This window comes from Xenorhabdus sp. KJ12.1, assembly GCF_963876495.1.
GTDB classification, from domain to species: domain Bacteria; phylum Pseudomonadota; class Gammaproteobacteria; order Enterobacterales; family Enterobacteriaceae; genus Xenorhabdus; species Xenorhabdus stockiae.
In genome coordinates this window covers 48,053-63,564 of record NZ_CAWNQH010000094.1, presented here as the reverse complement: position 1 = coordinate 63,564, position 15,512 = coordinate 48,053, and the positions used below count along the sequence as shown (strand labels likewise).

15 protein-coding genes and 4 tRNA genes are annotated in these 15,512 nt (G+C 44.6%); 11 read left to right on the top strand and 8 right to left on the bottom strand.

Features of this window, described 5'->3' with window-relative positions; all coding sequences use genetic code 11:
* The first annotated feature begins 67 nt into the window (after window positions 1-67).
* Entirely contained in the window at window positions 68-1,312 is a 1,245-nt protein-coding gene (amiC, locus tag AACS92_RS16860; protein WP_099108941.1) for an N-acetylmuramoyl-L-alanine amidase AmiC, read from the top strand.
* 116 nt (window positions 1,313-1,428) lie between these two features.
* Complete coding sequence (locus AACS92_RS16855) at window positions 1,429-1,779, top strand: DUF2834 domain-containing protein (RefSeq protein WP_099108940.1); 351 nt, start codon at window positions 1,429-1,431, stop codon at window positions 1,777-1,779.
* Between the two features lie 48 nt (window positions 1,780-1,827).
* Here AACS92_RS16855 and AACS92_RS16850 read toward each other — a convergent pair.
* From AACS92_RS16850 to AACS92_RS16835, 4 genes are all read right to left on the bottom strand, one after another.
* Window positions 1,828-1,904, bottom strand: a tRNA-Met gene (locus AACS92_RS16850).
* Window positions 1,905-1,956: 52 nt separating this feature from the next.
* Window positions 1,957-2,033 (bottom strand) — tRNA-Met (locus AACS92_RS16845).
* Between the two features lie 52 nt (window positions 2,034-2,085).
* A tRNA-Met gene (locus tag AACS92_RS16840) sits at window positions 2,086-2,162 on the bottom strand.
* Between the two features lie 52 nt (window positions 2,163-2,214).
* Window positions 2,215-2,291, bottom strand: a tRNA-Met gene (locus tag AACS92_RS16835).
* A 225-nt stretch (window positions 2,292-2,516) separates the two neighbouring features.
* Here AACS92_RS16835 and mltA point away from each other — a divergent pair.
* A complete protein-coding gene (gene mltA / locus AACS92_RS16830; protein ID WP_099108939.1) occupies window positions 2,517-3,632 on the top strand; it encodes a murein transglycosylase A in 1,116 nt (371 codons plus the stop codon).
* Between the two features lie 116 nt (window positions 3,633-3,748).
* Window positions 3,749-4,561 (top strand): tRNA cyclic N6-threonylcarbamoyladenosine(37) synthase TcdA, encoded by an 813-nt coding sequence (gene tcdA, locus AACS92_RS16825; RefSeq protein WP_099109052.1) that lies wholly within the window; start codon window positions 3,749-3,751, stop codon window positions 4,559-4,561.
* A 43-nt stretch (window positions 4,562-4,604) separates the two neighbouring features.
* On the opposite strand, the gene AACS92_RS16820 is transcribed toward tcdA, so the two are convergent.
* From AACS92_RS16820 to csdA, 4 genes are all read right to left on the bottom strand, one after another.
* Window positions 4,605-4,898 carry a HigA family addiction module antitoxin gene (locus tag AACS92_RS16820; RefSeq protein WP_099108938.1) on the bottom strand — a complete coding sequence of 98 codons (294 nt, stop codon included), beginning with the start codon at window positions 4,896-4,898 and terminating at the stop codon, window positions 4,605-4,607.
* Window positions 4,898-5,176: a type II toxin-antitoxin system RelE/ParE family toxin gene (locus AACS92_RS16815; protein WP_099108937.1), complete on the bottom strand. Its 279-nt coding sequence runs from the start codon at window positions 5,174-5,176 to the stop codon at window positions 4,898-4,900. Before AACS92_RS16815 ends, AACS92_RS16820 begins: the two co-directional genes overlap by 1 nt.
* Window positions 5,177-5,300: 124 nt before the next feature.
* Window positions 5,301-5,783 carry a cysteine desulfurase sulfur acceptor subunit CsdE gene (gene csdE / locus AACS92_RS16810; protein WP_099108936.1) on the bottom strand — a complete coding sequence of 161 codons (483 nt, stop codon included), beginning with the start codon at window positions 5,781-5,783 and terminating at the stop codon, window positions 5,301-5,303.
* A gap of 7 nt (window positions 5,784-5,790) precedes the next feature.
* The gene (csdA, locus tag AACS92_RS16805) at window positions 5,791-7,026 is read right to left on the bottom strand and encodes a cysteine desulfurase CsdA (RefSeq protein WP_099108935.1); all 1,236 of its coding nucleotides are present in this window, start codon (window positions 7,024-7,026) and stop codon (window positions 5,791-5,793) included.
* 428 nt (window positions 7,027-7,454) lie between these two features.
* Here csdA and AACS92_RS16800 point away from each other — a divergent pair, with 428 nt between their 5' ends.
* The 7 genes from AACS92_RS16800 to AACS92_RS16770 all read left to right on the top strand — a co-directional run bounded on the left by AACS92_RS16800 (window position 7,455) and on the right by AACS92_RS16770 (window position 15,509).
* Window positions 7,455-8,375, top strand: a complete 921-nt coding sequence (locus AACS92_RS16800; protein ID WP_099108934.1) for a transcriptional regulator GcvA — start codon at window positions 7,455-7,457, stop codon at window positions 8,373-8,375.
* 29 nt (window positions 8,376-8,404) lie between these two features.
* Window positions 8,405-8,800, top strand: coding sequence for a DUF423 domain-containing protein (locus AACS92_RS16795; RefSeq protein WP_099108933.1), 396 nt, complete (start codon window positions 8,405-8,407; stop codon window positions 8,798-8,800).
* Complete coding sequence (gene rlmM, locus AACS92_RS16790; protein WP_099108932.1) at window positions 8,793-9,890, top strand: 23S rRNA (cytidine(2498)-2'-O)-methyltransferase RlmM; 1,098 nt, start codon at window positions 8,793-8,795, stop codon at window positions 9,888-9,890. Before AACS92_RS16795 ends, rlmM begins: the two co-directional genes overlap by 8 nt.
* Before the next feature lie 441 nt (window positions 9,891-10,331).
* Complete coding sequence (locus AACS92_RS16785) at window positions 10,332-11,771, top strand: serralysin family metalloprotease (RefSeq protein WP_099108931.1); 1,440 nt, start codon at window positions 10,332-10,334, stop codon at window positions 11,769-11,771.
* Between the two features lie 156 nt (window positions 11,772-11,927).
* A complete protein-coding gene (locus tag AACS92_RS16780; RefSeq protein WP_099108930.1) occupies window positions 11,928-12,245 on the top strand; it encodes an AprI/Inh family metalloprotease inhibitor in 318 nt (105 codons plus the stop codon).
* Between the two features lie 125 nt (window positions 12,246-12,370).
* Window positions 12,371-14,170, top strand: coding sequence for a type I secretion system permease/ATPase (locus AACS92_RS16775; RefSeq protein ID WP_193756873.1), 1,800 nt, complete (start codon window positions 12,371-12,373; stop codon window positions 14,168-14,170).
* 1 nt (window position 14,171) lies between these two features.
* Window positions 14,172-15,509, top strand: coding sequence for an HlyD family type I secretion periplasmic adaptor subunit (locus tag AACS92_RS16770; RefSeq protein ID WP_099108929.1), 1,338 nt, complete (start codon window positions 14,172-14,174; stop codon window positions 15,507-15,509).
* Window positions 15,510-15,512 lie beyond the last annotated feature (3 nt).

Here is a 15,512-nt window from a genome sequence, read left to right as displayed (position 1 = left end):
TTCCCACCTGACTGTCTTTTGCTTTTTAACAAAAGTTACTGTTTGATTGTTTTAAATGGAATAAATAATGAGTCATTCAGACCATAATTCTTCGCGTCGTCGTTTACTGAAAGGTACAGCGGCTCTATGGCTATTAAGTATCAGCCCCGTAGGGCACGCTGCTGCATCAAAAGTGATTGCTGTCCGTATCTGGCCGGCATCGAGTTATACCCGCGTGACGCTGGAGTCTAATATTCCTCTTAAATACCGTCAGTTTTCACTTGTGAACCCAAACCGTATTGTCATTGATTTACAAGGGGTTCAGCTTAATAGTGTGCTTAGCAGTATGGGTTCGAAGATTCAGAAAAATGACCCTTATCTGAAACTGATACGAGCCGGGCAATTTGATCCTAAAACGGTACGTCTGGTATTTGAAATTAAACAATCTGTTTCACCGCATATTTTTACTTTGCCACCGGTTGCGGGATTTAAACACCGTCTGGTGCTGGATCTCTATCCAAAAGCAGCGAAAGTTGATGATGATCCGTTACTGGCGCTGTTGGAAGAGTACAACAGCGGAAATCTGGAAAAGCATATGCCGGCAAAGAGGAAAAAAGCCGGCAAGGCAGGAAAAGACAGACCGGTTGTGATAATGCTTGATCCGGGGCACGGTGGTGAAGATCCGGGCGCTATCGGCAAGCATAAAACCCGTGAGAAAGATGTTGTTTTACAAATTGCCCGTCGCTTGCAGGCTCTCATTAAACGTCAGCCGGGGATGAAAGTATATATGACCCGCAATGAAGACGTTTTTATTCCGTTGACTGTCAGGGTTGCAAAAGCACGTAAAATGCAGGCAGACCTGTTTGTCTCTATCCATGCGGATGCTTTTACTAATCGTACGGTTCGGGGCTCTTCTGTATTTGCGCTGTCGACCAAAGGGGCAACCAGTAATATGGCCCGTTTTCTGGCTCAGACTCAGAATGAGGCTGACCTGATTGGTGGAGTCAGTAAAAGTGGTGACAAGTATCTGGATCATACCATGCTGGATCTGGTTCAGACCGCGACGATCAATGACAGCCTGAAATTCGGGGATGAGGTCCTGACACGAATGGGGAAAGTGAATAAGCTGCATAAAAACAGTGTCGATCAGGCTGGATTTGCCGTATTAAAAGCACCGGAAATACCGTCCATTCTGGTTGAAACTGCCTTTATCAGTAATCCGGAAGAAGAAAAAAAGCTACGTACTGCGAAATTCCAGCAGCAAATAGCAGAGTCTATTTTTTCGGGTATTAAAGCCTACTTTAAAAATGGGGCAGAATTAGCACGAAGGTGAGATATTTCCCCAAAAAAATTAGAGTTTTTTATCTAGCATATTAGATGCCGGTTAATCTCAGTATATTGTGTTAATAGGACTATTTAACTGGAATAAAGTAATTAAGGGTTTACATCATGACGCGATTTTACTTAGTTTTGGCTATCTTAGGTGCAGTAATCCCGTGGTATTTTGTTTTCCTGTTTTTAGCCGAAAATGGCTTAAACATATCTTTGTTTATACAGCTTTTATTGGGAAATGATGCCACTTGTTTCTTTGTGGCTGATGTTGTTATTTCAGCTATTGTTTTAATTTTCTTTGTTGTTTATGAAAGCAGGCGCCTGAAAATGTCAAATGGCATTTATTCCCTGTTAGGTTTGTGTATTGGTGTATCATTCGCATTACCATTATTTCTCTATATGAGAGCAAGGTATATGGAAAAGGCGGTAAATTTTGCTGAAAAAGAAGAAAATTACAGGAATGAGTAAGCTAATTGGGAATCTGAAAAGGAAGAAATAAGATGTGAATCTGAGAATTGGTTGCGGGGGCCGGATTTGAACCGACGACCTTCGGGTTATGAGCCCGACGAGCTACCAGGCTGCTCCACCCCGCGTCCGTCTAACTACTGCAAATGCTGAATTGTCTCGATAAACGTGATATCGAATTGGTTGCGGGGGCCGGATTTGAACCGACGACCTTCGGGTTATGAGCCCGACGAGCTACCAGGCTGCTCCACCCCGCGTCCGTCTAACTACTGCAAATGCTAAATTGTTTCGATAAATATGATATCGAATTGGTTGCGGGGGCCGGATTTGAACCGACGACCTTCGGGTTATGAGCCCGACGAGCTACCAGGCTGCTCCACCCCGCGTCCGTCTAACTACTGCAAATGCTAAATTGTTTCGATAAATATGATATCGAATTGGTTGCGGGGGCCGGATTTGAACCGACGACCTTCGGGTTATGAGCCCGACGAGCTACCAGGCTGCTCCACCCCGCGTCCGATGTGGGCACACTATACTCTGGATCCTTTCCGTTGCAAGCTTTTTTGTTGATATTTACCAATTTTGTTTGCTTATGGGTTAAAAACGAAGCGCTCTGTTTTGTTTTTGTTCACTTGTGATTTAAGTGGCATAATCTATTTTTTTCTAACTACATTTTATTATTTATACAGGTTTGATATTGTTCGCTGTCAGATTAGGGATGGCAGGAAATGGAGCATAATATGAAACTTTGGAGTAAATATTTTTTATGTGGCGTCGCCATTTCTTTACTATCTGCTTGTCATCAGCGCCCGCCTGAACAAGGGCAGCAAACTGGACAAGGACAGCAGTATAAGGATGGCCATTTTGCTCAGGATTTCCGGCTGGTTGATACACCAAATACGCAAGGCTATCCCGTCAATATCAGTGATTTTGCCACTCAGGTGAGATTAATCAGCGAAACTTCTCCCAAACTGTATGCCAGCCATCGCGCAACTTTTGATGCAATTGAAAACTGGACGCAGGATGGCGGCGATGTCCGCAATTTAAATCAGTTCGGTCTGCTTGCTTATCAGATGGAAGGCGAAGACAACTACGGTAATGTCAAATTTACGGGTTACTATACGCCTATTTTGCATGCTCGCCACAGCAAGCAAGGGGAATTTAAATATCCTCTGTACCGGATGCCGGATAAATCAGTTTCCCGCTTACCGGAACGCTCAGCTATCTATAATGGTGCCCTCGATAAAAAATGGATCATCGGCTACAGCAATTCCCTGATTGATAATTTTTTCATGGAAGTGCAAGGAAGTGGTTATGTGGATTTTGGTGATAACAGCCCGCTAACGTTTTTCGGCTATGGCGGGAAAAATGGTCAGGTTTATCGCAGTATAGGCAAGGCATTGATCGATAAGGGAGATATTCCCCGTGAAAAAATGTCAATGAAAGCGATTCGTCAGTGGGCTGAACAGAATAATGAATCTGATGTGAGACAAATTCTGGAGCAAAACCCGTCTTTTGTGTTTTTTAAACCGGAACCATATACCCCGGTTCGGGGAGCCAGCGCCGTGCCTTTAATTGCCAAAGCCTCAGTGGCATCAGATAAAATATTGGTTCCGCCGGGAACAGTATTACTGGCAGAAGTGCCTGTACTGGATAATTTGGGCCAGTTCACCGGGCAATACCGGATGCGTCTGTTGGTATCACTGGATGTCGGCGGAGCGATAAAAGGCCACCATTTTGATATTTATCATGGTGTTGGTGGCAGCGCCGGAGAAATGGCTGGTTTCTATAATCACTATGGACGTGTCTGGATATTAAAGAAAGCATCAACTGGCTTTTTGGCGGCAAACCAGTAAGATCCTGCTCAGTTCAAACTATCGATCACCTATCATCTTTTATCTATTCATGACCGATTACCTGTCAGGAAATAACGGTATCAGCTGGGATAGGTTTTATTCAGGATTTATTAATGATGCAAGTTTCTCTCTCTGATGCTTATCTTCAACGTTTTGCTGGTACTGCACGGTTATATGGCCAGAAAGCGCTTTCATTATTTGCCCGTTCACATGTCTGCGTTGTCGGTATTGGTGGTGTAGGATCATGGGCGGCGGAAGCGTTGGCTCGCACGGGCATCGGGGCGATCACGCTGATTGATATGGATGATGTCTGTATCACGAATACTAACCGCCAGTTGCATACACTGGTACAGAATGTCGGGTTAGCAAAAACGGACGTGATTGCGGAGCGGATACGGGCAATCAATCCTGAATGTCGAGTCACCTGTATTGATGACTTCGTTACACCGGATAATGTGGCGGTACTGATATCGGCGGATTTTGATTATGTCATTGATGCTATTGACAGTGTTCGCCCGAAAGCTGCTTTGCTCGCTTATTGCCGTCGTTATAAGATCCCTGTGGTGACAACCGGAGGCGCTGGCGGGCAACTCGATCCCACTCAGATTCAGGTAGTGGATCTAGCTAAAACAGTGCAAGACCCTTTGGCTGCTAAATTAAAAGAACGCCTGAAATCTGATTATCGTGTTGTGAAAAACGGTAAAGGAAAACTGGGTATCGACTGTGTTTTCTCAACAGAACAGTTGGTATACCCACAATCTGACGGCACAGTGTGTGCGGCTAAAAGTACGGCTGATGGCTCGAAACGGATGGATTGTGCTTCTGGTTTTGGTGCCGCAACCATGGTTACGGCAACTTTTGGGTTTGTTTCAGTCTCTCACGCATTGAAGAAAATGGTCGCCAAGGCAGAGCGGGAGAATCGTCTTTAGCAATGTCACCCCGCATTTCTAGGCGGGGTGAATAATGAATCTACTAATAATTAACTGGGGTAAATAACGGTGTTAATTTTGAAACATCGACGGTCTTTTCTGCCTTATCAAGGCTATAAGTTTCTTGTAATTTCAACCACAGCCGGGGGCTACTACCGAGAACTTTAGATAATTTAACGGCCATCTCTGGTGTCACAGATGCTTTACATGTTACGAGCCGCTGGGCTGTAGAAGGTGCAACATTTAATGCTCTAGCAAGGTCACGAATACCTAAACCTAACTCTTCTAAAGCATCGGCAATAACTTCACCGGGATGAGGGGGGTTAAACATCTTCATTAGTGATAATCCTCATAGTTAACAATATATGCGTCACCATCAATAAACTCGAATGTCACACGCAAATTCCCTGACACAGTAACCGACCATTGACCTTCTCTATCACCAGTTAGTGGGTGTAGTCTGTATCCGGGTAAATTAATATCCCCGATAACTTCTGCATCATTAATCACTGCAAGTCTCTGCCTGAGTTTTTTGGCATGTTGGGAGTTAATGCCAGATGTCTTTCCTGTTTCAAAAAATAAACGCAATCCCTTATGTTTGAAGCTTTTGATCATACCTCAATGCTCCCTGTTGCGCTACAAGGAGCACTGTATATCCCTGTTTCATCTGACGCAACACTTTTTCAGTAATCAATTATAGGAAATGCTGGTAAAACATCAGATCCAGCAGCGAAATATACTATAAAGTACGACTTTGATAAGTACGGGCGATTTCCTGTATAGCGTTAATCAGGGATTTGACACCATTAACTCGTGAGCCACTGAGTTGTTGTTCAAGGCCTGCTTGCTGAAATAGTTCGATTAATGGTGTCTGCAAGACCTGTTCCGGTGTTTTTCCTTCCACTATGGTCAGGATAAAAGCCAGCAAGCCTTTTACAATACGGCCTTCACTATCACCGTAAAAATGCAGATGGTTCTCAGCAAGTAGTTGGTGTCCCAACCAAACCCTGTTTTCACAGCCTTTGATTTCAATTTGTTGTTGTTTCAGCTCATCGGGCAGAGCCGGTAGTTTTTTGGCAAGCCCGATAAGATGCCGGTAGCGATCTTCCCACAAGCGGCATTGCTCAAATGTTTCCATCAACTGCTGCTCTGTAATTTCAGTTCCGAATGGATGCGGAGCAACGATAGATGTTGACGGTATTCGGGTTGAAAGTGATGTCATCAGTTATTTAATCCTCAAGCAGTGACAGGGCGAATTTGACCGCACTGACTAATTTATCTGCATCTGACCTATTGTTATAAGGCATAAATGAAGCCCGTAGGCATCCGTCTATCCCTAATGCATCAAGCAGAGGCTGAGCACAGTGTTGCCCTGAGCGCAGGGAGATATTCTGTTCAGCAATAAGCATGGCCAGATCGCTATGATGTATATCGGCAATATTGAAGGCCAGCAGACTGGAACCCGTTGAGCGATAGCTGATAAAGCCCGGTATCGCACTCAGTTGTTGCTCTGCATAATCAGTCAGGGCAACGGCATAGGATTCGGCAAGTGGAATATCGACAGTTTTTAACCACTCGAGAGTAGCCGCGAAACCAATAACACCAGCCACGTTCGGTGTGCCTGCTTCAAAACGATAAGGAACGGCTTCTGGAGTGAAGCCGTCGAAAGAAACTTGAGTCAGCATTTTTCCGCCACCCTGCCATGGGGACATTGCATTCAGTAATGTTCCTTTGCCATACAGTGCCCCCAATCCATTCGGGCCATAGAGTTTATGAGCGGAAAAAGCATAAAAATCGATATCTGAACGCTGTACATCAACAGGTGAATGCACAATTCCCTGAGCGCCATCAACCAGTACCAGACAGTTATATTGATGAGCGAGGGAGGTGACCTGTTCCAAATCGACCGCAGCCCCGGTGACATTTGACATCTGGCTAATCGCAACCAGCCGGCTTTTTTCATTGAGCAGTGTTGCCAGCGTATCAATTTCTGGTTGGTATCGTTTTTGTTTATTTGTGCCAATCGGCCATTTTACAACTTTAGCGCCGGTCTGTTCTGCCAGAATCAGCCACGGCAGCAGGTTGGAATGATGTTCCTGCTCACTGACGATAATTTCATCACCCGCTGATAAGCGGGAACGAAAGTACCCTTGTGCAACCAGATTAATGGCTTCGCTGGTGCCTTTTGTCCAGATAATATCTTCCAGTTGTGGGGCGCTGATCAATTCAGCTACTAAAGAACGTGCCTGTTCGTAGCGCTCTGTCATTGCCTGTGCCGTTGCATGTTGGCTGCGATGAACTGTCGCACTGTGATTCTGGTAGTAGCATTGAGTTGCCTCAATCATACACGCGGGTTTGAGGGAAGTTGCTGCACTGTCCAGAAATACTGCCGGTTCTGGAAACTCAGAGGATGGCTGTAGGGCAGGAAACTGGCAGCGAAATTTTTCTGAATCAAAGGATTTCATAAATGATGTTAATTAGAGTCGTAAAAGAATTAATTTTCTTTAATCAGGTTGGAGGGATTTTACAGCAAAGCAGCGAAAAAAAGCACCGCAATTGCGGTGCATAAAAAAATCACTATGGACAGACAGGGTAAATGTACAGGAAGTGAAAAATAAACTGTAGCATACGCTACAAAGTCTGGTTTCCCAGACAACTTGCAAACACAACATCACAACCACAAAGCCAAAAGTACCTATGTATTGCTGCAAATTTGTATCACTCCAAATTTGCCCGCGACAGAGCTACTTTTCGTTCCGGCTTAGGAAGTGCGCACACTATAGGGATTTGCTGGTATATCATCAATGGACAAATTATAATGCTTCGGATTACAAAAACTAATACCTGAGAGAAAAGAGTTACCGGTATCGTAACCACTATATAAGAAACCAACATGTCCAAACGTTTACCACCACTCAATGCGTTACGAGTTTTTGATGCTGCTGCACGTCATTTAAGTTTTACTAAAGCGGCAGAAGAATTATTTGTTACTCAGGCTGCTGTCAGTCATCAGATGAAAAGTCTGGAGGATTTTCTGGGGCTGAAACTCTTTCGTCGTCGCAACCGCTCTTTGTTGCTGACGGAAGAGGGGCAAAGTTACTATCTGGATATTAAAGAAATATTCACCGCCATTAATGAAGCGACCCGGAAACTTCAGGCCCGTAGTGCCAAAGGTGCACTCACGGTCAGTCTTTCTCCCAGTTTTGCTATTCAGTGGCTGGTGCCACGGCTTTCTGGTTTTAATCAGAGCTTTCCGGGGATTGATGTGCGGATTCAGGCCGTGGATCGGGAAGAAGATAAACTGGCAGATGATGTTGATGTCGCTATTTTCTATGGGAGGGGAAACTGGCCGGGGTTGCGGACAGACAAGCTCTATCCTGAATACTTACTGCCTGTTTGTTCACCTTCTTTATTAATGGGTGAGCGACCGCTGAAAACACCGGCAGATCTTGTTAATCATACTTTGTTGCATGATTCTTCCCGCCGCGACTGGCAAGCCTACGTTCGCCAGCTTGATATGCAGCAGTTGATCAATGTCCAGCAGGGGCCGATATTCAGCCATAGTGCTATGGTGATTCAGGCTGCTGTACATGGGCAGGGCGTAGCGCTTGCCAATAATGTGATGGCGCAAAATGAAATTGATGCAGGGCGTCTGGTGTGCCCGTTTAATGATGTTCTGGTCAGCAAGAATGCATTTTATTTGGTTTGTCAGGATAATCAGGCAGAATTGGGCAAGATTGCAGCTTTTCGTAAATGGGTACTTACACAAGCTGCGAGCGAACAGGAAAGACTTGGCTTTATTACAAGCGAATGACATTAACGAATGAGAGCAGGAGCAGCGCAATGAATAGCCGTGCAATGCTTGTTTTTTCTGGAATAAGTGGCTTCTTCTACGTGGCCTTTGGAGCGATGGGAGCTCATCTTCTGGCATCGGTGCTGACACCGAAGCAAATAGAGTGGATTCATACCGGCCTGCAATATCAGGGGTTACATACATTGGCGTTGATGGCGCTGGCGGCTGTACTGATAAGGCAACCCGTGATGTTATTTAGCCGGGCAGGAATATTTTTTGTAGCCGGGATCATCCTGTTTAGTGGCAGTCTTTATTGTCTGGCCTTTTTACCGCTAAAATTTTTGGTTTATCTGACACCAATTGGTGGGTTCAGTTTTCTCATCGGTTGGTTATGTGTATTAATTGGCGCTCTGCGTCTAAGGAAATCGGCGCTTAGCCATGAATAAAGTTGCTTTATATTGCCGCCCCGGGTTTGAAAAAGAGTGCGCGGCAGAAATTACGCATAAAGCCGGGCAGAAAGAAATCTACGGTTTTGCCCGCGTGAAAGAAAACAGCGGTTATGTGCTGTTCGAGTGTTATCAGCATGATGATGCCGATCGCCTGATCCGTGAAATCCCATTCCGTGAGTTCATTTTTGCCCGCCAGATGCTGGTTGTGGGTGAATTGCTGAAAGATTTACCTCAGGAAGATCGTATCACGCCTATCATTGGCATGCTGAGCGGTGTTATTGAACGTGCAGGTGAATTGCGCGTAGAAGTACCGGATACCAATGAAAGTAAGGAATTGATGAAATTCTGCCGTAAATTTACGGTTCCTTTGCGTAATGCGATGAGACAAGAAAAGCTCCTACTGGCAAAAGAAAATCCCGGTCGTCCGGTCATTCATGTCTTTTTCATTGCCCCAGGATGTTGTTATGTAGGGTATTCTTACAGTAATAATAACTCGCGTTTTTACATGGGTATCCCGCGTCTGAAATTCCCGTCAGATGCACCAAGCCGTTCGACGCTGAAATTGGAAGAAGCTTTCCATATGTTTATCCCTTATGACGAATGGGAAGAGCGTCTTGATAGTGGTTTGTATGCTGTGGATCTGGGAGCCTGTCCGGGAGGCTGGACTTACCAGCTAGTAAAACGCAGTATGATCGTTCATGCCGTAGATAACGGGCCAATGGCTGAAAGCCTGATGGATACCGGTCAGGTTAAACACCATCGTGTGGATGGTTTCAAGTTTGAACCATCGGTAAAAAATATTTATTGGTTAGTCTGCGATATGGTGGAAAAACCGGCGAAAGTTGCCCAGCTTATGACTGACTGGCTGGCCAAAAGCTGGTGCCGTGAAGCAATTTTCAACCTTAAATTGCCGATGAAAAAACGTTATGAAGAAGTGGCTCATATATTGGAAAAAATTGAGATTCAATTGAAAGAAAGTGGGGTTAATGCCCAGATTCAGGCAAAACACTTATATCATGATCGTGAAGAAATCACCGTACACGTTCGTCGCATTTGGTCTGCTTATGCAATGTATCGTGATTTTTAATTGAACACGTCCTATTTTCCTGTAGTTACCTCTTAAACAATCTGAAAATGCCCCGGTTATTTGATTTTTTACATAACCGGGGCATTTTTTATCTTTCTTTTTTCTAAATTTAAAATCACAAGAAATTTTCACCTAAGTTAACTCTTTATTTGAATTAATTTCATATATACAAAGATATATTTTTTAATAAATAAAGAAAGATTCTTTTTTGTTAACGCAATCGTTTATTTTCAAATTAATAATTAGACATGGAAATTAAATATGTTTAATGTATAACTTAAAATGATGTATCAATCATTTTTACACAGCCAGAAACTGACGTTATTTTATCCAAGAGTTTTGCTTCTAATAACTTGCTTAGGAAGAATAATAAACTTATATACCCGCTATTATAGAAATTGCGGGGCATAAACTATGAGTCTTTTTTTACAGGAGATTTATATGACCTCAAAGAAAAAATATACCTATACGGGGTTATCCGACTCTAACTCTCACTCTGTACAGGATGTGACATCACTATTATCAGCCTACGTTCCAAACTCTGATCTAAATATCCGCGTTATTCATAAGCCTTTAGGGGATAAGGCCCCAGATGAGCTTTTGCGGACCAACTTCCATTGGGGGAATAATAAAGTCGGCTCTTCCGGCACATTAGAATTAACCTATCATTTTTTAAAAACAGCACCTTCTATTATGCCTAGGTTTGATATTTCAGACTTCCGGGCTTTTAATTCGGAACAAAAAGAAGCCGCCAGACTTTCATTACAATCTTGGTCTGATGTTGCCAATATAAAATTTACGGAAGTCAGCAAACTTTCCGATGCTAATATCACTTTTGGTTTCTTTGATTATAGTACGAATGGCGATTATGCCTTTGCCACTTTACCAAGAGGACAAAATACAACATATTCTTGGTACAACGCGCAAAACCATACTTTCAAAACGAATGATATCGGTGTAAATGGCTACGGACGACAGACGTTTGTTCATGAAATCGGGCATACTCTGGGTCTGGAACATCCTGCTGATTATGATGCCTCTGACGCAGTAAGACCAACTTATCCTAATGTCGGCCAATATTTCGAAGATAGCCGTGCTTATACCGTAATGAGTTATTTCAGTGAGAAATTCACAGGTCAGGATTTTCAGGGGAATTACTCATCAGCGCCATTATTGAATGATATTACTGCTATTCAGGCTCTGTACGGTGCCAATATGGAAACCCGTAAAGGTGATACCGTATATGGCTTCAACTCCAATACCGACCGCGATTTTATGACAGCAACAGATGCTGACAGCGAACTGCTGTTCAGCGTTTGGGATGCGGGCGGGGAAGATACATTTGATTTCTCCGGTTTTACCCAGAATCAGCGTATTAATCTGAATGAAGGCGCGTTCTCTGATGTGGGCGGCCTGAAAGGTAATGTTTCGATTGCACGCGGCGTGGTTATTGAGAATGCGATTGGTGGCAGTGGTGACGACATCATCGTCGGCAACAGCGCAGATAATATCCTGAAAGGTGGGGCAGGCAATGATGTCATTTATGGCGGTCTGGGCGCTGATCATCTTTGGGGCGGTTCAGGCAAGGATACTTTTGTCTATCTGGATGGCAAGGAGTCACTGAAAAGTAACCCGGACTGGATCCACGATTTTGTCTCAGGTGAAGACAAAATCGACCTGTCGCAATTTAACTTCGGAAGCAAAGGCGATCTCAAGTTTGTTAACTCATTCTCAGGTAAAGCAGGTGAAGTCTTACTGAATTATAACGAGTTAACGGATGTAACAGATATGTCTATCAGTCTCGGAGGAGAATTAGCTGGGAATGATTTTCTGGTGAAAATTATTGGTCAGCCATCGCCTGAAATGGATTTCATCGTTTAATCGGATAGGCTGCTGTCTCTTTTGAGGCAGCAGCCATTTATAGGGTGAGCTGTGATACAACAACATCTGGTTTCCTTCAATATCAATAGGCTGTCTAATTTATTGAAGTTTTTCACTCTATCGATAACGGTATCTTTATTTTTCATTGGAGGATGTATGGCAAGTAGTTTGAATCTCCCTGAACCGACTGAACTGACAGGCATCTGGCAGGTTACGGATAAACATCAGGTATGCAGTATCGAACTGACTGATGTGCGTTTACCAGAAGGTTCTATCTGGGCACTGAAAAGTGACGACTGTCTGACAAAAATGATAGGAAACCCGGTAGCAGGCTGGCGTGCGGCACCTGATGGTATCACTCTGACGGATGCAACGGGTTATGGTCTGGCTTTTTTTAGTCAGGGTTCTGAAGAGTGGGTCGCTTATCTTGTCGATGGCCGAGAGCTGGTTATGACATTAAAAAGTAAAGAATAAACAAAATTAAGAAAACAATATCCCCAGTGCTTTTCAGTAAAGTGTTTTTCGAGAAACTGAAATTTGCTGGGGATAGTGAAAACAAGACAAAGATAAGAACATAAATAAGCGACTTTCTTTTGATAATGAAGTCTTCTGATAATGAAGGGATTTCTGTGAAATTACGCCATTCAAAAGGTGAAATGACGGATATTATCCGTGCACGCAGCAAAGTATTCTGGACAATCGGTTTATTTACAGCATTTATTAACTTACTGATGCTGGTTCCCTCCATTTATATGCTTCAGATATATGATCGAGTTCTGCCGTCCAGTAACACAATGACTTTGCTGATGTTAACGCTGATTACGCTGGGCATGTACGCCATCATCGGCGGACTGGAATATATTCGGAGTCAGGTTGTTATCCGTATCGGCAGTCAGTTTGATATGTGCCTGAATCAGCGCGTGTATACCGCATCGTATGAATCTAATCTGAAAAATGGTTCGACAGATGCGGGACAAATGCTGAATGACTTATCGTCTATTCGCCAGTTTCTGACGGGAAGCGCACTGTTTGCTTTTTTTGATGCTCCCTGGTTTCCGGTTTATTTGGGCGTTATTTTTCTGTTCAGCCCCTATTTAGGATTATTGGCACTGGTTGGAGCGCTTATCCTGATTGCGCTGGCTGTTCTGAATCAGTGGTTATCTCATTCTCCTCTGGCACAGGCCAGTCATCTTTCTCTGCGTTCGGCTAATCTTGCCAGTACCAATTTACGCAACGCAGAAGTCATTGAAGCATTAGGCATGTTACCGGCACTGCGCCGACGCTGGTTCAGCCTGCATGAACGTTTCCTTAACTTTCAGCGTATCGCCAGTGAAAGGTCTGCATCGATTACAGCCATCACAAAAACAGTGCGCATGGCATTACAGTCCTTGATCCTTGGTTTAGGAGGCTGGCTGGCAATTGAAGGCAATATCACGCCCGGTATGATGATTGCCGGCTCAATCCTGATGGGGCGGGCGTTGTCTCCGATTGAACAGTTAATACAGGCATGGAAAAGCTGGAACGCTGCCCGTCTGTCATGGCAGAGGCTGGATAATTTGCTGAAAGCACAGCCTGAGCGGAAAAGCGGAATGACGTTACCTGCTCCTAACGGAACGCTGTTGTTAGAAAAAGTGTTTGCTTCTCCGCCCGGAAAAATTAAAGCCGCTAAATCCACTGAAAAGAATAAGCCTGTTTTGCAGGATATCAGCTTTTCCCTTGAAGCCGGAGATATCCTCGGTGTTATTGGACCCAGCGCATCAGGAAAATCCACTCTGGCACGCTTGCTGGTTGGTGTCTGGCAAGCTCAGGAAGGTGTGGTGCGGCTTGATGGTGCCGATATTTACCAGTGGAACAAGGATGAGCTGGGTTCTCACATCGGTTATTTACCACAGGATATTGAATTATTTGCCGGAACGATTGCGGAGAATATTGCCCGTTTTAATGATATTGATGCGGAAAAAGTCATCTCAGCGGCTGAGAAGGCTGGTGTACATGATCTAGTGCTCAATCTTGAACAGGGTTATGACACGCTGATTGGTGCCGGAGGTATGGGATTATCCGGCGGACAGAAACAGCGGATCGGGTTGGCTCGGGCGCTTTATGGTAATCCATCGTTGGTTGTGTTGGATGAACCTAATTCCAATCTGGATGATATCGGGGAAAAAGCACTGAGCCGAGCGATTAACCAATTACGTCAACAGGGAAAAACGGTAGTGGTAATTACCCATCGTCCGGCACTGCTCTCCCAAACAAATAAAGTTTTGCTGTTAGTACAGGGAAAAACGAAACTATTTGGCCCATCTCAGCAGGTTATGGCGGCATTGGCACAGTCCGCATCAGTACAGACAACACCTGTACAGGCGAAACGTGCCGATAATATGAATTTGTCTGGGAGCTAAAATGTCCGAACAGACCAACATAAAACAGACTCAACATGATGAACCCGCATTACTGCCGCTGGATGCAAGTCGTTATCTGCGATTGGGCTGGCTGGTTATTGGTATTGGCATTCTGGGGTTTTTAATATGGGCGGCATTTGCTCCGCTCGATAAGGGTGTCGCTTCTTCCGGCATGGTCGTGGTGGATGGTAACCGTAAGACTGTTCAATCCCCGACTAATGGCATCATCAGGCAGATTTTAGTGGCAGAAGGAGAACATGTCAGAGCTGGTCAGATATTGATTCAGCTCAGTCAGGTTCAGGTTAATGCCCAGATTGATTCTCTGAAACAGCAGTGGCATACCATGCTGGCAACGGAAGCGCGTTTACTGGCTGAGCAGCAGGGTGCAGATGAATTGGTTTTTCCAGAGTCTTTACAGGCCCAGTCTTCAGAGCCACGGATTGACAATATTCTGGCGTTACAAAAACAACTTTTTCTTTCCCGGCGAGAGATGCTGAAAAGTGACTTAGCGGGAATGAAACAGTCAGAAGAGGGCGTGATTGTTCAGATCAAAGGATTGCGGGAGGCAATGGCAAATAAACAGCAGCAGAAGGCTTCACTTAAAGAACAAATCGCAAACCTGCGCCCACTGACAGAAGAAGGCTATTTTCCCCGCAACCGTTATCTGGAATTACAGCGCAACCAGATTGAGTTAAGTGGCAGTATGGCTGAGATGGCAGGACGGATCGGGCTGCTTGAAAAGCAACAGCAGGAAACGCAACAGCGGATTATTCAGCGACAGGCGGATTATCAGCGTGAAGTTCGTAGTCAGCTTGCTGATGTACAGGTTCAGGCTAATGAACTGCACAATAAACTGGAAACTGCGCAGTTTGATTTATCCCATACCTCGATTGCGGCTCCTGTTGAGGGGACGGTAGTCGGACTGAAGGTTTTTACTCAGGGAGGCGTTGTTGCATCAGGGGAAAAACTGATGGAGATCCTGCCTGAACAGCGTGCACTGGAAGTTGAAGCCCGCCTGATGGTACACCTGATTGATAAAGTTGAGATCGGTCAGAACGTTGACCTGATGTTCACGGCGTTAAACCAGAACCGTACACCTAAAGTGACCGGGAAATTGTTGGTTATTTCCGCCGATCGTTTAATGGATGATGTGACCCGAGAATCCTATTACCAGATCCGAATACGGGTGACTCCAGAAGGTATGGCGAAGCTGACGGATTTACACATCAAACCCGGAATGCCGGTTGAGGTTTTTGTAAAAACAGGGTCACGCTCATTGCTGAGTTATTTATTCAAACCGCTGGTGGACAGAGCATCAACATCGCTGATCGAGGAGTAGTGG